The following is a 13,143-nucleotide window of genomic DNA, read 5'->3' as shown; positions in this document are numbered from 1 at the left end:
CGCAGAGGTCCTCCTACTCGTCGCCGGAACCGACGACGAAACTGGCACACGTGGTCGTGCTGCCGCCGATGTTCAGGGTGGCAACGGTTTTCGCGTTCTCCACCTGGTAGGCCCCGGCCTGGCCGGTGACCTGCTTGAAGGCGTCCAACATCATGCGCACGCCGGTGGCCCCGACCGGATGACCGCCGCCGATCAGGCCCCCGCCGGGGTTGATCGGGATCCGGCCGCCGATCTCGATGTCGCCGCTGTCGACGGCCTTCCAGCTGTCACCGGGCCCGGTGATGCCGAAATGGTCGATGGCGGCGTACTCGCTCATCGAGAAGCAGTCGTGGGTCTCGATCGCGTCCAGCTGGTCGACGTCTGCGATACCGGCCCGGCGAAAGGCGTCGGTGATCGTCTGCCGCAGGTGGGGCAGGGTGTAGGCGTCGTTCGCCGAGTGGTCCAGCTTCTGCTGCAGCGACAGCCCGACGGTGCGGTGACCCCAGCCGAGGATCTGCGCCCTGGGCCGGGCCGCGATGTCCGGATGGGCGGCCAGGTATCGATCCGAGACCACGACCACGCCGGCGGCACCGTCGGTCATCGCGCTGCAGTCCGTCCGGCGCACCCGCCCCTCCACCCGCGGATTGGCCAGGTCGTCGTCGCTGAAGCTGTCCGCCGTGTACGTCCAGTTGCGGGTCTGCGCGTTCGGGTTCACCCGCGCGTTGCGCACGTTCAGCTCCGCGATCGCGTGCACGTACCGGTCGTCGAGACCGTAACGCCGGTCGTACTCGTCGGCCAGTCTGTCGAACATGTGCGGCCACATGAACGAGGCGTCCTGACCCTCGTGGCCGATGTAGGCGGCCGCTCCCAGGTACTGCGCAGCCAGATCGCCGTCGACCGTCTTCTCGATCTCGGCCCCCACCACCAGAGCGACGTCGTAACGACCGGCTTCGATCTCGGCCATCGCGCCCAGCAGCGCCATCGATCCGGACGCGCAGGCGGCCTCGTGACGGACGGCGGGCACACCCCACAGCGCCGGCTCCACGGTGGCCGGCATGCCGCCGAGCTGACCCTGGCCGGTGAACAGCTGACCGAAGGCGTTGCCGACATGGATGACATCGACGTCGGCCGGCGCGAGGTGGGCGCAGACCAGCGTCGACGCGACGGTCTCGGTGAACAGATCCGCGAAGGTCGAGCCCTCGCGCACGGTATTGCGGGCGAAATCGGTCTGGTGACCACCGATGACCCAGCTGGAGCTGACGCTCATCCTCGAGACCCTTCCGGCATTGCGCAGCGCCATCGGTGCCGACGTCGCGGGCTGTTCATCCAGTACTACAACAAACAGTGCTTCTCGTCAATCGCCGCCGCCAACTCGACACCGCCCGACACCCGGACCGGCCGAACCCCTTGTGAATCGCCGGCTCGCGTACTACAACTGACAGAGTGACCAGGCGGATGACATCGGTGTCGCAATCTCCCGCCGGCGGTGGTCCTGCCGTTTCGTGGCCGGACGGTCGAGCGGGCGGCGCGGACGTTCGGACGAGTGGTCCCCTGGCCGGCCGGGCGGGCATCGTCACCGGCGGCGGGAAGGGACTGGGCCGGGCCTTCGCCCTCTCGCTGTCCTCCGCCGGAGCGGCCGTGGTGGTCAACAATCGGAACCGGGAGATCGACGCGGCCGGGCTCGGCCCGGCCGACCACGTCGTGAAGGAGATCCGGGATGCCGGCGGCACGGCGGTCGCCGACCACGGGGACGTGGCCGATCCCGGCTCGGTCGACGCGGTGATCGGTACCGCCCTCGAGCACTACGGACGGGTCGACTTCCTGGTCACCAGCGCCGCCGTCAGCAACCCCGAGATGTTCCACAAGACCAGCCCCGCACGCTTCGACGCGGTGACCGCCATCAACATCGGGGGCACCGCCCATCTGGCCGCCGCGTGTTCGGCGCTGATGCGGCAGGCCGGTTTCGGTCGCATCGTCCTGATCGCCTCGACGGCCGGCCTCCACGGGGAGCCGACCGCCGGCGCCTACTCGGCCAGCAAGGGCGCCGTCATCGCCCTCGGTCGGTGCATCGCCGTCGAGGGTGCACGCCGCGACGTCCTGACGAACGTCGTCCTTCCCTATGCCACCACCCAGATGACCGACGCCGGAATGGATCCCCACCACCGCGACCTGATGACCGCCGAATCGGTGGCACCGGTCGTCACCGCGCTGGTGGACCCCACCTCGACGGTCAACGGCCAGGTCCTGGTCTGCGGCGGCGGCGCGATGCGGGCGGCCGCGGCCGTCGAATTCGGAATGGTGGCCGTCCCTCCGGGTCTCACCGGGGCGGGACTGGCCGCACTCGTCCGGGAGAGCCGCGACGCACCGGGACGAGCCTTCGAGACCGCACAGGCCGCCTTCGGTGACTTCGCCGCGATCGTGACCGAGACGCTCGCCGACCGGTGCGATCGGTCCGGGTGCGATCGGTGAACCGGCATCCGACGGCGCAGCAACATTTCTCGCCGGCCCCGCGTGTGCCGGCCGTGCTCGACCTCTCGCGGACGGGCCCGGACACCTTCCTGGGCCCGCAGGTCTCGATGGGCATGAGCCGGGTGTTCGGCGGACAGGTTCTGGCCCAGGGCCTGATGGCGGCCGGGCGCACGGTGACCGACGCCAAGACCGCCCATTCGCTGCACGCCTACTTCCTGCGCGCCGGAGATCCCGCCGAGCCCATCCACTACCGGGTCGAGCGGGTGCGTGATGGTCGGCGGCTGTCCTCGCGCCAGGTCACCGCCGAGCAGCACGGCCGGCCGATCGCCACCATGACGACCTCGTTCGCTGCCACCGGCGGCGGCGTCTGCCACCAGCTGCACCCGCCGAGATCGATTTCCCCGGAACAGGTTCCCACTCTGGAGGAGGCCGCGGTCCGCTGGGGCGGTCTCGGGCCGGCCTGGCGGGGCTTCGAGGCGCTGGAGATCAGGATCAATCCGCTGACCGTCGACCCGCCGGTCAGCTCACGACGGATCGGAGCGGAGCAGACCACCGATCGGGTCTGGCAGCGTGTCCCGTTTCCGCTGCCTCCGGATCAGCTACTCCACCAGGCGCTGCTGGTCTACGCCAGCGATGTCACCATCCTGGCCGCCGCTCTGGTGCCGCACGGCGTATCCGTGGGTTGCGAGCAGATCGTGGGCGGTCAAGCCTGGGACGGTGTGTCGGTCGATCATGCGGTGTGGTTCCACGGGCCGGTCCGCGCCGACGAGTGGATGTTGTTCGAGCAACTGTCCCCGGCCGCACAGGACGGCCGGGCCTTCACCAGGGCCCAGGTCTTCGCCCCCGATGGATCGATGGTCGCGTCGGTGGCCCAGGAAGGGCTGATCCTGGATGCGCCTGAAGGTGTCGGACGAGCCGCACCCTGACGAGACGCCACCGTCGGGCCGCTCGACCCGAGAGGTACCCGTCCTGCCAACGAGGGCCGGCCGGCAGCTGTGAAGAGGATCTGGAAAGGATCCCGATGCGCCTCTACCCGGACGAGCAGGTCGCCGGATTCATCGCTGACGGCTGGTGGTCGGGTCGGACCTGGCTCGACCTGCTCGCCGTTCACGTCCGCGAACGACCCCAGGCCCTGTCGCTGGTGGACCCGGCCAACCGCGAATCCATCACCGACGGGCCGCCCCGCTGGCTGACCTGGACGCAGGTCGACGACGAGGTCGACCGGTTGTCCCGCTCGCTCTACCGGGCCGGCGTCCGGAAGGACGACGTCGTGGGGGTGCAACTTCCCAACGGCGTCGAGCTCGCGCTGATCTACCTGGCCGTCGCGGGTCTCGGCGCGATCACCTGTCCGTTCCCGGTGCAGTACGCCCAGCACGAGCTGGCCCAGATGGGCACCATGGCCGGGCTGACGGCGTTCGTCACCACCGCCAGGGTGAACCGGGTCCGCCCGGCCGAGCAGGCCCTGCGCCTGCTCGGCCGCATCCCGACCCTGCGGACGGTGCTGGCCTGGGGCCGTGACCTGCCGGGCGCGGTGGTCCGGCTGGACGACGACCTGGCGAAGACGGGGCGGGACGCCGAGTACCGCGCCTACCGCAGCGGTCTGGATCTCCATCCCAACGACTGCGTGACGCTCTGCTGGACCTCCGGCACCGAAGGCGCCCCCAAGGGCGTACCGCGCACCCATGGTGACTGGCAGGCCGTGGCCCTTGGAACGATCTCGACACCGGGACTCACCGTGCAGGACATCCTGCTGAATCCTTTCCCGATGGTGAATGCCGGCGGGATGGCCGGCATGTACCTACCGTGGCTGATGCTCGGGGCCACCCTGGTGCAGCATCATCTGTTCGATCTGGAGGTGCTGCTGACCCAGATCGAGACGGAGCGCGTCACCTACACCTGCGCGCCGCCGGCCGTGCTGAACAACCTGATCGCCCACCCGGAACTGATGGCCAGGCACGACCTCGGCACGCTGCGAGCCGTCGGTTCCGGTTCGGCCCCGTTGTCCGCCTGGATGATCCAGGGTTGGGAGCGTGACCGCGGGGTCGAGGTGCTCAACCTGTTCGGCTCGAACGAGGGCCTGTGTCTGTTCGGTTGCCCGGACACCATTCCCGACCCGGCCGATCGCGGCCGTCTGTTCCCGCGCCCCGGTGACCCCACGCATCGGTGGCGGGCCCGCGCGGGACGTGAGACGCTCTCCCGACTCGTCGATCTGCAGACCGGCCTCGACATCAGCGAGCCCGGCCGGCCCGGCGAACTGCGCGTCAGCTCGCCCACCGTGTTCGCGGGCTACTGGGCCACCGGGGACCCCGTCGCCAGCCCGTTCGACGAACAGGGTTACTACCGCACCGGCGACATCTTCGAGTTCGACGGAGCGGGCGCCCACCTGCTGGTGTACGTCGATCGCGCCAAGGATCTGATCAGCCGCGGCGGCTACAAGGTGTCCGCGGTCGAGATCGAATCCCTGTTGCTGGCCCACCCGAAGGTCGCAGAGGCTGCGGTGGTCGGCATGCCGGATCAATTGCTGGGGGAACGCATCTGCGTCTTCGTCGCCCCCCGGGTAGTCGGGGACCCGCCGGTGCTGCGGGAGCTGCTGGAGCTGCTCGCTCTGGAACAGGTCGCCAGGTTCAAGTGGCCGGAGCGCCTCGAGATCGTCGGGGCGCTCCCCCGGAACCCGGTCGGTAAAGTGCTCAAACGCCAGCTGCGCGAGGAACTCCGCCTGGTGTCGGCCGGGAGCGACGCCCCACCCGGGACGGCCGAGCCAGCCCTCGTCACCGGGACGTGGACATGATTCCGGTACCGGCGTTACGCCAGGTCGTGCAGCTCGCCGCAGACCTTCCGGCGGCCATCGCCACGACGAGGGACTTCCTCGGGCTCCACCGGGGGTTCAGCGAGGAGGAGGGGATGGCCGTCCTCGGTTTCGAGCACGAGGTACTCGCCATCGATCGGACCTTCGTGGAGATCGTGGCGCCGCTGATCCCGGATTCCAGCCCGGGCCGAATGCTGGCCAGGCAGGGTGAATCCGGCTACATGGTGGTGGTGCAGGTCGACGATCTGGACGGCGTCGTCGAACGCGGCCGGCAGCTGGGCATCTCGCCGGTCATGCGGGAGCGCCTGGATGGGAACCCGATCAGTCAATGGCATCCGCGGGACCTCGGCACGCTCGCCGAGATCGATCAGATCGACGACGACCGCGGTTGGCACTTCTGCCCGGAACTGTCGGACACCGGCAGTACCGCAGTGGTGTCCAACATCGTCGGGGCCGATGTGGCGGTGAAGGACCCGGCCGCGACCGCCGCGCGCTGGGCCGCCCTGCTGGGCACGTCCATCCCCGACGGTGCCACCACGGTGCCGCTGGCCGTCGGAGAGCTTCGATTCATCGACATGACCGGCGGTGGCCGTGGTCTGGCGTCAGCGGAGTTCGCACGCAGCACAGCAGACCCCGACCGCACCGGGCGCCCCGACCGCAACTCAGAGCCCGACCGCACCGGGCGGAGCACCACCATCTGCGGCGTCCGCCTGACGATCACCGAGCAGGAATCGAGATGACCGAGATGACCGAGATGACCGAGAACATCCACTACGAGGTCCGTGACGGCATCGCCACGATGACCATCGACCGGCCGGAGAAGCGGAATGCACTGTCGTACGCCATGTACAACGCCTTGATCGACCGCACCGCCGAGGCGGACGCCGATCCCGACGTCCGGGTCGTCATCCTGACCGCGGTGCCGGGCCAGTTCTGCGCCGGGACCGACCTGACCGAACTCCGGGACGTCGACATCGACGACCCCGGCGGCGACCGGGAGGAGTTCCGGAACGGCAAGCAGTGGTACCTGAGCGACTGCAGCAAGCCGGTGATCGCCGCCATCGACGGTCCCGCCGCCGGTCTCGGGGTCGAACTCGCCACGCTCGCCGACATCAGGATCGCCTCCACCAGGGCGCGCTTCTCCTGGATCTTCGTGCGCCGGGGGCTGGTGCCCGATACCGGGGCGGGCACCTGGGCGCTCCCCAGGATCGTCGGTCGGCAGCACGCCATGCACCTGGTGCTCTCCGCGGAGTTCATCGACGCCGCCCACGCCAAGGAGATCGGGTTCGTCCTGGACGTCGTGGAGCCCGAGGACCTCGCCGCACGAGCCCGCGCGCTGGCCGCCCAGATCGCTCTCGGCTCACCGTTCGCCGTCACCAGGGCCAAGCGGCTGCTCAACATGGGCGCCTCGCAGACCCGCGACGAACACCTGAGCACTCACCTGGATGTGTTGACCCAGTGCCAGTTGTCGGCCGATCACCGGGAGGGTGTGATGGCGTTCCTGGAGAAGCGGCCGGCCCGGTTCACCGGCTCGTGATCCACCAGGCGGGCCACCGCGGCGGGACCCGGAGTGAGCGACCCGTCAGGCCGCCCGCTTTGGCAGATGTCGGCCCGGAAGTTAGGTTGGCCGATGACATCGGGCGTCCACCCCCTCGGGTGAACGGGACCTGCGGGGCCGACCCGGCGATCGGGAGGTGAGATGGATCCGGACAAGCAGTCGGCCGCCAAGCAGATCACCCTCCTCGAGGAGGGCGGACCGAACGCGATCGCCATGGCCAACGGAATCGTCGGCGATGAATGGACCCTGTGGATCGTCGAGATGGCCCTCAACGGCATCACCCAGTACAACGAATGGCTTCGGGCCGGGCCGATCTCGAGTTCGGTGCTCACGGCACGCCTGGCCCGCCTGGTCGACGCGGACATCATGGAGCGGGTCCGGTACCACTCGCGTCCTCCACGGCACGACTACCGCCTGACCTACCGTGGTCGGCAGATGTGGCCGATCCTGCTCACCATGTGGGCCTGGGAGCAGCGGTGGGTCAACGACCCGAGCGAACACCTTCCGCAGATGCAGCACACCAGGTGCGGAGCCGTCTTCCACCCGATCCTGATCTGCGAGGCCTGCGAGCTGGAGGTGGCGGCCCGCGATGTGCAGGGGCGCCTCGGGCCCAGCGGTCACTGGTCGAGGAGCGTCCCGTCGGCCGCCACCCGGCGGCGGGCCCACTCGGGTACCCGGCCGGACGAGGTCGTCACCCAGACGATGGCCATCGTCGGGAACCGGTGGTCGGCCGCACTCATCGGTGCCGCCTTCCTGGGATCCAATCGATTCGGCGAGTTCGAACAACGCAGCGGAGCGCCACCCACCATCGTCGCGGAACGATTGCGTACCTTCTGCGAGATCGGTGTGCTGGTCCAGAGTCCCAATCCGCAGAGGCCGGACTGGGTGGTCTACCGCCTCACCGACAAAGGGCGGGCCTTCTACCCGGTCATCGCCGTCCAGATCGAGTGGGCACAGAGGTGGTTCCACTCACCCGACGGTCCGCCGCTGAGAATGGAGCACCTCCACTGCCACCGCACCTTCCACCCGCGACTGATCTGCAGCGAGTGTCGTGAGCGACTCCGGGGTTCGACGGTCCACGTACTCAGGTCGACCGACGGGTCGACATGACGCCGTTGTTCATCACCTTGGCCATGCCCTTCTCCCACCGCACCGGGTCCAGGGAGTACTTGGCTCTGGCCTGCACCGCCATCGCATCGGTATCGAAGACGCGCTCTCCCCTGGCCATCGCCTTCAACCCGGTGATCGCGATGTCCCGCGGGTCCTCCTTGATGCCCTCGACATGATCGGCCATCCTGGTGTCGACCGAGCCGACGACCAGAGCCGTCACGCTGGTGCCCTGCGGCTCGAGCTCGGCCCGGGCGATGATGGACAGGAAGAGCGCCGCCGATTTGGCCGGTGAATAGTCACCCATGAAAGCGGTCGGAATGGCGCCGGCCACCGAGAGCACATTGACGATCGCACCGCCGCCATTGGCCGCGAGGACCGGACCGAAGGCCCGGATCATGTTGAGCGGCCCGAAGTAGTTGACCTCCATCTCCTGCCGCGCCATGGTCGGGTCGGCCGCGAGGACCAGCCTGTCCTTTCCGTGCAGGCCGGCGTTGTTGACGACCACCGTGACATCGCTGGCCGCGGCGGCGGCCGCCGCCACCGAGTTCTCGGCGGTGACGTCCAGCCGCAGGGGCACGGCGCCGGCGTCCAGGAGCTCGGCCGGGATGTCGCCGGTGTCGCGGGCACCGCAGTAGACCTTCCGCGCTCCGCCGGCCAGGAGTTCCTGCACGAACGCGCGGCCGATCCCGCGGTTGCCACCGGTGACCACGGCGACACAACCCATGACGGTCGCGCTCACGCATCGACCCCGATCTGCCGCGAACCGCCCGGGGCAGAGCCCACGCCGACCACACCGGCATCGGGCGTGTCGTAGATCGGATCATCCGGAAACTTGCCGCTGTGCAGCAGCTTCGACGGATCGAGGCGTCCGCCCAACCAGAGCGTGGGCCGGGGCCCCAGCTCCCGGGACCAGTCGAACCGCAACCGGCGGCGGCCGATCAGCCATCGGCCGTCCCGCCGTTGCAGGTCGTCGACGATCCTGGTGGAGACCAGATGGTCGGTCACGACGCCGTCCACCTTCACCCGGGTCAGCGCGAGCACGTAGTGCTCGCTGACGGCGCGGTCGCCGGCCAGGTCGATCACGACGTTGCTCAGCGCGTGGGTGCCGACCGATCGCGGATGGCAGAGCGCTTCCTGGATGAGATCGATGTAGCCCTGGGCGGGACCCCTGTACATCCCGCCGTGCTCCTCGGTGGCTCCCGGTAGGTAACAGGCTCGCAAAGTAGCGACATCAGCACGATCGATCGCTCGGAGATACCGGGTCAGCAGCTCGGTGATCCGGCTCTTGTCCACCAGCATCTGCAGTTCATCAGCATCGTCGCCCATGTAGTCACGCTACAACTAAGAGCGTGACTTGACCAGACGAATGTACTCACAGGAGCAAAAGTGCCTCCACCCGTTGACCAATGTCCGTTCATGCAGTAACAATCACACTGTTAACTGAAGTGTGTCAGATCACACCCACGGCGGCTGTCGGCGAGAAGCCGTGCCCGATGACTGGAAACAGGGAGGCGCGACGGTGCTCCGAGTGAAAGATCTCGTGCTGCGGTTCGGCGGTATCACCGCGTTGGACCACATCAGTTTCACCGTGGCGGACGACGAGATCTGCGGACTGATCGGTCCCAACGGCGCCGGCAAGACCTCGCTGTTCAACTGCGTCACCCGGCTCTACCGACCCACCGAGGGCACCATCGACTTCGACGGCATCGACCTGCTGTCGATGCGCCGCCACCAGATCGTCCGCAAGGGAGTGGCCAGGACCTTCCAGAACCTGGCCCTCTTCCCGTCTCTCACGGTCATGGACAACACCATGGTCGGCGCCCATTCCCGCTCGAGTCCGCACCTGCTCCCGTCCGCCGTGAGCTGGCCGGCGGGGCGGCGGATCCGGAGCCGGCTCGAGTCCGAGGCCGCCTACCTGCTGCGTGCCCTCGACCTCACCGACGTCGCATTCCGGCCGGCCAGGGGTCTGCCCTTCGGAACGCTGAAGCGCGTCGAACTCGCGCGGGCCCTGATGTCCCGCCCGACCCTGCTGCTGCTGGACGAACCGGCTGGTGGCCTGACCCATTCGGAGGTCCACGATCTCGGCGGGCTGATCGTCCGCCTGAAGAGCGAATTCCGTTTCAGCGCACTGCTGGTCGAGCACCACATGGGTCTGGTGATGGGGATCTCCGACCACGTGGTGGCGATGGATTTCGGCCGCACCATCGCGGACGGGCTACCTGCCGACGTGCAGCGCGCGCCCGAGGTCGTCGCCTCCTACCTGGGTCGCACGGCATGACGACCACCGACCCGTCGAGCGCCGGGGCAACGATCGGTGATGCTCGTGCACAACCCCTCCTGGATGTCCGGGATCTGCACGCCGGCTACGGCGCCGCCAACGTCCTGCACGGCATCGATCTCACCGTGGGCACCGCGGAGGTCGTGGTGGTGCTCGGGGCGAACGGGGCGGGCAAGACAACGCTGATGCGGGCGGTCGCCGGCCTGATCCCCCACACCGGCGACATCCTCGTCGACGGAAGGTCGGTCGGGCGCAGTCGGCCCGACCTGATGCTGGCGCGGGGGATCGGCCTGGTGCCGCAGGGACGTGGGACGTTGACCGACATGACGGTCCGCGACAACCTGCGGGTCGGTGCGGTCAGCCGGAAGTCCAAAGCCGAAGTGGCGCAGGACATCGACAAGTGGTGCACGATCTTCCCGCGGCTGGACGGACGCCGCGACCAGGTGGCGGGCACCCTCTCCGGCGGCGAACAGCAGATGCTGGCCATCGCGCGCGCGATGATGTCCCGGCCGCGATTGCTGTTGTGCGACGAGGTCAGCCTCGGCCTGGCCCCGATCGTGGTCCAGGAGCTGTTCGAGGTGCTCCGCACGGTGAACGCGGAATCGGGCACCGCCCTGCTGCTGGTGGAGCAGAACGCGGAACTGGCGCTGCGGGTCGCGTCCAGGGTGTACCTGCTGGAGGTCGGATCCGTCGCCGCCACCGGTGAGGCGGAGGCCTTCCGCAGCAACGACTCCATCCGCCGCGCCTATCTCGGCTACTGACCTTCCCGGGCCCCACTCCAGGCCCTCGGTCCGAATCGCCCACCCCCCAACGAGAACGGGAGCATCACCTCCAGTGGACATCTTCCTCGACCGACTGTTCTCCGGGGTGACCGCGGGCTCGCTCTACACGCTCATCGCGCTGTCCCTGGTGGTGGTGTTCCGGAGTTCGTCGACGATCAATTTCGCCCAGGGCGAGTTCGCCCTGTTCTGCTGCTTCATCGCCTGGTGGCTGACCACCAAGGGCCTGCCGATCTGGGTTGCCCTGGTACCGGCCATGGCCGTCGGCTTCGTGATGGGGGTGGTGACCGAACGGACACTGATCCGCCCGGTGCGACGACGTAGCGAAACCGCCGTCCTCATCGTGGGTCTGGGCCTGTTCACCGGGCTCAACGGGCTCGACGGCTGGATCTGGGGACCGGCCAACAAGCAGTTCCCGGACCTGCTCCCCAGCGGGGAGTCCGATTACTTCCTGGTCGGCGGTGCACGGCTGCACTACGACACCATCCTGATCTTCCTGATCATGCTGGTGGTGGTCGGCCTGCTGTCGTTGCTGTTCCACCGCACCGGGCTCGGGCTCAAGATGCGCGCTGTGGCGACCAACGCCGAATCCGCGTCGCTGGCCGGTGTGAAGGTCGGCACCGTGCTGAGCATGAGCTGGGGGATCTCCGCGGCCATCAGCGCACTCGCCGGGATTCTGCTCGTACCCGTGCTGCCGCCTCAGGAACTGGATCTGAGTTCCTTCTTCTCGATTCTCATCTTCGCCTCGGCGGCCGCCCTGTTCGGTGGCCTCGACAGCGCCAAGGGAGCCGTCGTCGGAGGACTCGGGCTCGGTATCGCGGAATCGATGATCAACGGCTACGCCACCTTCCTCGGCGGATCACTGCAGCTCACGCTGGCTCTGGTGATCATCGTGCTGGTGCTGGTCGCCAAGCCCACCGGCCTGTTCGGTGCCAGACGAGTGGAGCGCGTGTGACAACCCAATCCGTCAACCCCGACGGGCCGGCCGCCGACCTGACGCCACCACCGCCCGATGGCGAACTGGTTGCCTCCCGCCAGTCGGCGCCGCCGATCCGTGAGGCGGGACGCCGCCTGCCGTGGTCGATCCGGCGCAACTCGACACCGCACCTCGCGCTGTTGACGCTCGGCGTGATCCTCGCGGCCGTGATCGTCGTGTGGGGCGGCGGTCTCGGCGAGTTCAACCAGGGCCAGCTGACCAGGGTGATGATCTACGCGATCGCCATCGCCGGGCTGAACATCGCGACCGGCTACACCGGGCTGGTCTACGTCGGCCATTCCGCCTTCTTCGGAATCAGCGCGTACACCACCGGGATCCTGGTGGTGAAATACGGCTGGCGCGCCGAGTACACCCTGCCGATCGCGTTCATCGTCTGCTTCCTGGTCGGTCTGGTGATCGGTCTGCCCGCCCTTCGCATCCGGGGTCTGTACCTGGCGATGGTCACGCTGGCGTTCGGGGTGGCCTTCCCGGAGGTGATCGCGCGGTTCAGCGACCTCACCGGGGGCGCGCAGGGCCTGACCATCAGACGGGCCATGCTCCGCCCGCCCGCCTTTTCCGGGTTCACCCTGTCGGACCGAGGAAAGTGGCTGTACTGGCTCTGCGTCGTGATCCTGGTGATCGTGATGGTGCTGGTGCACAACATCGTGCGCAGCCGGTACGGGCTGGCCATGATGGCGGCCAGGGACAACGAGATCGCCGCCGCCGCCTCCGGAGTCAACCTGGCGGCGGTGAAGACCATCTCCTTCGGCCTGTCCGGTGCCCTCACCGGAGTCGCCGGCGGGCTGTTCGCGATGTATCTCGGGAGCCTGGTCGCCAACGACTCGTTCACCCTTCTGAATGCGATCGCCCTGCTGACCGGTCTCGTGATCGGCGGTGAGGCGACCAGATTCGGGCCGATCATCGGTGCCATCGCCGTCGTCTACATCCCCTACTACACCTCGGACATCGGGCAGGGGCAGGCGGCCGCGGTGCTGTTCGGGGCCGCACTGATCCTGATCGTGTTCGTCGCCCCGGAGGGACTCACCGGCGCCTTCTTCCGCCTCACCCGCAAGGTGCTGCAGGTGGTTCCGGGTCTGCGCACGCCGGTCGCACCCGACCAACGCGAACCCCACGATCCGACCGGGAACCCCCCGACGGAGAACCCCCCGACCCACGCACGTCCCTGAC

At 68.5% G+C, this 13,143-nt stretch carries 13 protein-coding genes; 10 read left to right on the top strand and 3 right to left on the bottom strand.

All coding sequences use genetic code 11. The annotated features are described in order from the left end of the window. Positions 1 to 13: 13 nt before the first annotated feature. Positions 14 to 1,246 (bottom strand): acetyl-CoA acetyltransferase, encoded by a 1,233-nt coding sequence (locus tag H7F38_RS14530; protein WP_187090539.1) that lies wholly within the window; start codon positions 1,244 to 1,246, stop codon positions 14 to 16. Between the two features lie 197 nt (positions 1,247 to 1,443). Between H7F38_RS14530 and H7F38_RS14525 the strand changes: the two genes are divergently transcribed. From H7F38_RS14525 to H7F38_RS14500, 6 genes are all read left to right on the top strand, one after another. After that, complete coding sequence (locus H7F38_RS14525) at positions 1,444 to 2,448, top strand: SDR family NAD(P)-dependent oxidoreductase (protein WP_222618082.1); 1,005 nt, start codon at positions 1,444 to 1,446, stop codon at positions 2,446 to 2,448. After that, the gene (locus tag H7F38_RS14520; RefSeq protein ID WP_187090537.1) at positions 2,445 to 3,374 is read left to right on the top strand and encodes an acyl-CoA thioesterase II; all 930 of its coding nucleotides are present in this window, start codon (positions 2,445 to 2,447) and stop codon (positions 3,372 to 3,374) included. The genes H7F38_RS14525 and H7F38_RS14520 overlap by 4 nt, the downstream gene beginning before the upstream one ends. A gap of 95 nt (positions 3,375 to 3,469) precedes the next feature. Continuing rightward, complete coding sequence (locus tag H7F38_RS14515) at positions 3,470 to 5,236, top strand: class I adenylate-forming enzyme family protein (protein ID WP_187090536.1); 1,767 nt, start codon at positions 3,470 to 3,472, stop codon at positions 5,234 to 5,236. Beyond that, positions 5,233 to 5,994, top strand: coding sequence for a VOC family protein (locus H7F38_RS14510; protein WP_187090535.1), 762 nt, complete (start codon positions 5,233 to 5,235; stop codon positions 5,992 to 5,994). Before H7F38_RS14515 ends, H7F38_RS14510 begins: the two co-directional genes overlap by 4 nt. Then, positions 5,991 to 6,791, top strand: a complete 801-nt coding sequence (locus H7F38_RS14505; protein WP_187090534.1) for an enoyl-CoA hydratase/isomerase family protein — start codon at positions 5,991 to 5,993, stop codon at positions 6,789 to 6,791. Before H7F38_RS14510 ends, H7F38_RS14505 begins: the two co-directional genes overlap by 4 nt. A 162-nt stretch (positions 6,792 to 6,953) precedes the next feature. Then, positions 6,954 to 7,922: a helix-turn-helix domain-containing protein gene (locus H7F38_RS14500; RefSeq protein ID WP_187090533.1), complete on the top strand. Its 969-nt coding sequence runs from the start codon at positions 6,954 to 6,956 to the stop codon at positions 7,920 to 7,922. On the opposite strand, the gene H7F38_RS14495 is transcribed toward H7F38_RS14500, so the two are convergent. Then, positions 7,897 to 8,661, bottom strand: a complete 765-nt coding sequence (locus H7F38_RS14495) for an SDR family oxidoreductase (RefSeq protein ID WP_222618081.1) — start codon at positions 8,659 to 8,661, stop codon at positions 7,897 to 7,899. The two genes, H7F38_RS14500 and H7F38_RS14495, sit on opposite strands and share 26 nt — an antisense overlap. Continuing rightward, positions 8,658 to 9,248 (bottom strand): nuclear transport factor 2 family protein, encoded by a 591-nt coding sequence (locus H7F38_RS14490; RefSeq protein WP_187090532.1) that lies wholly within the window; start codon positions 9,246 to 9,248, stop codon positions 8,658 to 8,660. Before H7F38_RS14490 ends, H7F38_RS14495 begins: the two co-directional genes overlap by 4 nt. 193 nt (positions 9,249 to 9,441) lie before the next feature. Between H7F38_RS14490 and H7F38_RS14485 the strand changes: the two genes are divergently transcribed. The 4 genes from H7F38_RS14485 (at position 9,442) to H7F38_RS14470 (ending at position 13,142) form a co-directional block, all read left to right on the top strand. After that, entirely contained in the window at positions 9,442 to 10,200 is a 759-nt protein-coding gene (locus H7F38_RS14485) for an ABC transporter ATP-binding protein (protein WP_187090531.1), read from the top strand. Then, positions 10,197 to 10,961 (top strand): ABC transporter ATP-binding protein, encoded by a 765-nt coding sequence (locus H7F38_RS14480; protein WP_187090530.1) that lies wholly within the window; start codon positions 10,197 to 10,199, stop codon positions 10,959 to 10,961. Before H7F38_RS14485 ends, H7F38_RS14480 begins: the two co-directional genes overlap by 4 nt. 73 nt (positions 10,962 to 11,034) lie before the next feature. Beyond that, complete coding sequence (locus H7F38_RS14475) at positions 11,035 to 11,934, top strand: branched-chain amino acid ABC transporter permease (protein WP_187090529.1); 900 nt, start codon at positions 11,035 to 11,037, stop codon at positions 11,932 to 11,934. Then, positions 11,931 to 13,142 carry a branched-chain amino acid ABC transporter permease gene (locus tag H7F38_RS14470; protein WP_222618079.1) on the top strand — a complete coding sequence of 404 codons (1,212 nt, stop codon included), beginning with the start codon at positions 11,931 to 11,933 and terminating at the stop codon, positions 13,140 to 13,142. Before H7F38_RS14475 ends, H7F38_RS14470 begins: the two co-directional genes overlap by 4 nt. The last annotated feature ends 1 nt before the right edge of the window (position 13,143 follow it).

Source organism: Nakamurella sp. PAMC28650, from assembly GCF_014303395.1.
Taxonomy (GTDB): Bacteria; Actinomycetota; Actinomycetes; order Mycobacteriales; family Nakamurellaceae; genus Nakamurella.
Note: the sequence above shows the minus strand (reverse complement) of the source record. Positions and strands in the feature narration are given on the sequence as shown.

Coding starts and splice junctions, on each gene's coding strand:
- H7F38_RS14480 (WP_187090530.1), top strand. CDS start 10,197: ATGACGACCACCGACCCGTCGAGCGCCGGGGCAACGATCGGTGATGCT.
- H7F38_RS14510 (WP_187090535.1), top strand. CDS start 5,233: ATGATTCCGGTACCGGCGTTACGCCAGGTCGTGCAGCTCGCCGCAGAC.
- H7F38_RS14500 (WP_187090533.1), top strand. CDS start 6,954: ATGGATCCGGACAAGCAGTCGGCCGCCAAGCAGATCACCCTCCTCGAG.
- H7F38_RS14530 (WP_187090539.1), bottom strand. CDS start 1,246: ATGAGCGTCAGCTCCAGCTGGGTCATCGGTGGTCACCAGACCGATTTC.
- H7F38_RS14515 (WP_187090536.1), top strand. CDS start 3,470: ATGCGCCTCTACCCGGACGAGCAGGTCGCCGGATTCATCGCTGACGGC.
- H7F38_RS14490 (WP_187090532.1), bottom strand. CDS start 9,248: ATGGGCGACGATGCTGATGAACTGCAGATGCTGGTGGACAAGAGCCGG.
- H7F38_RS14505 (WP_187090534.1), top strand. CDS start 5,991: ATGACCGAGATGACCGAGATGACCGAGAACATCCACTACGAGGTCCGT.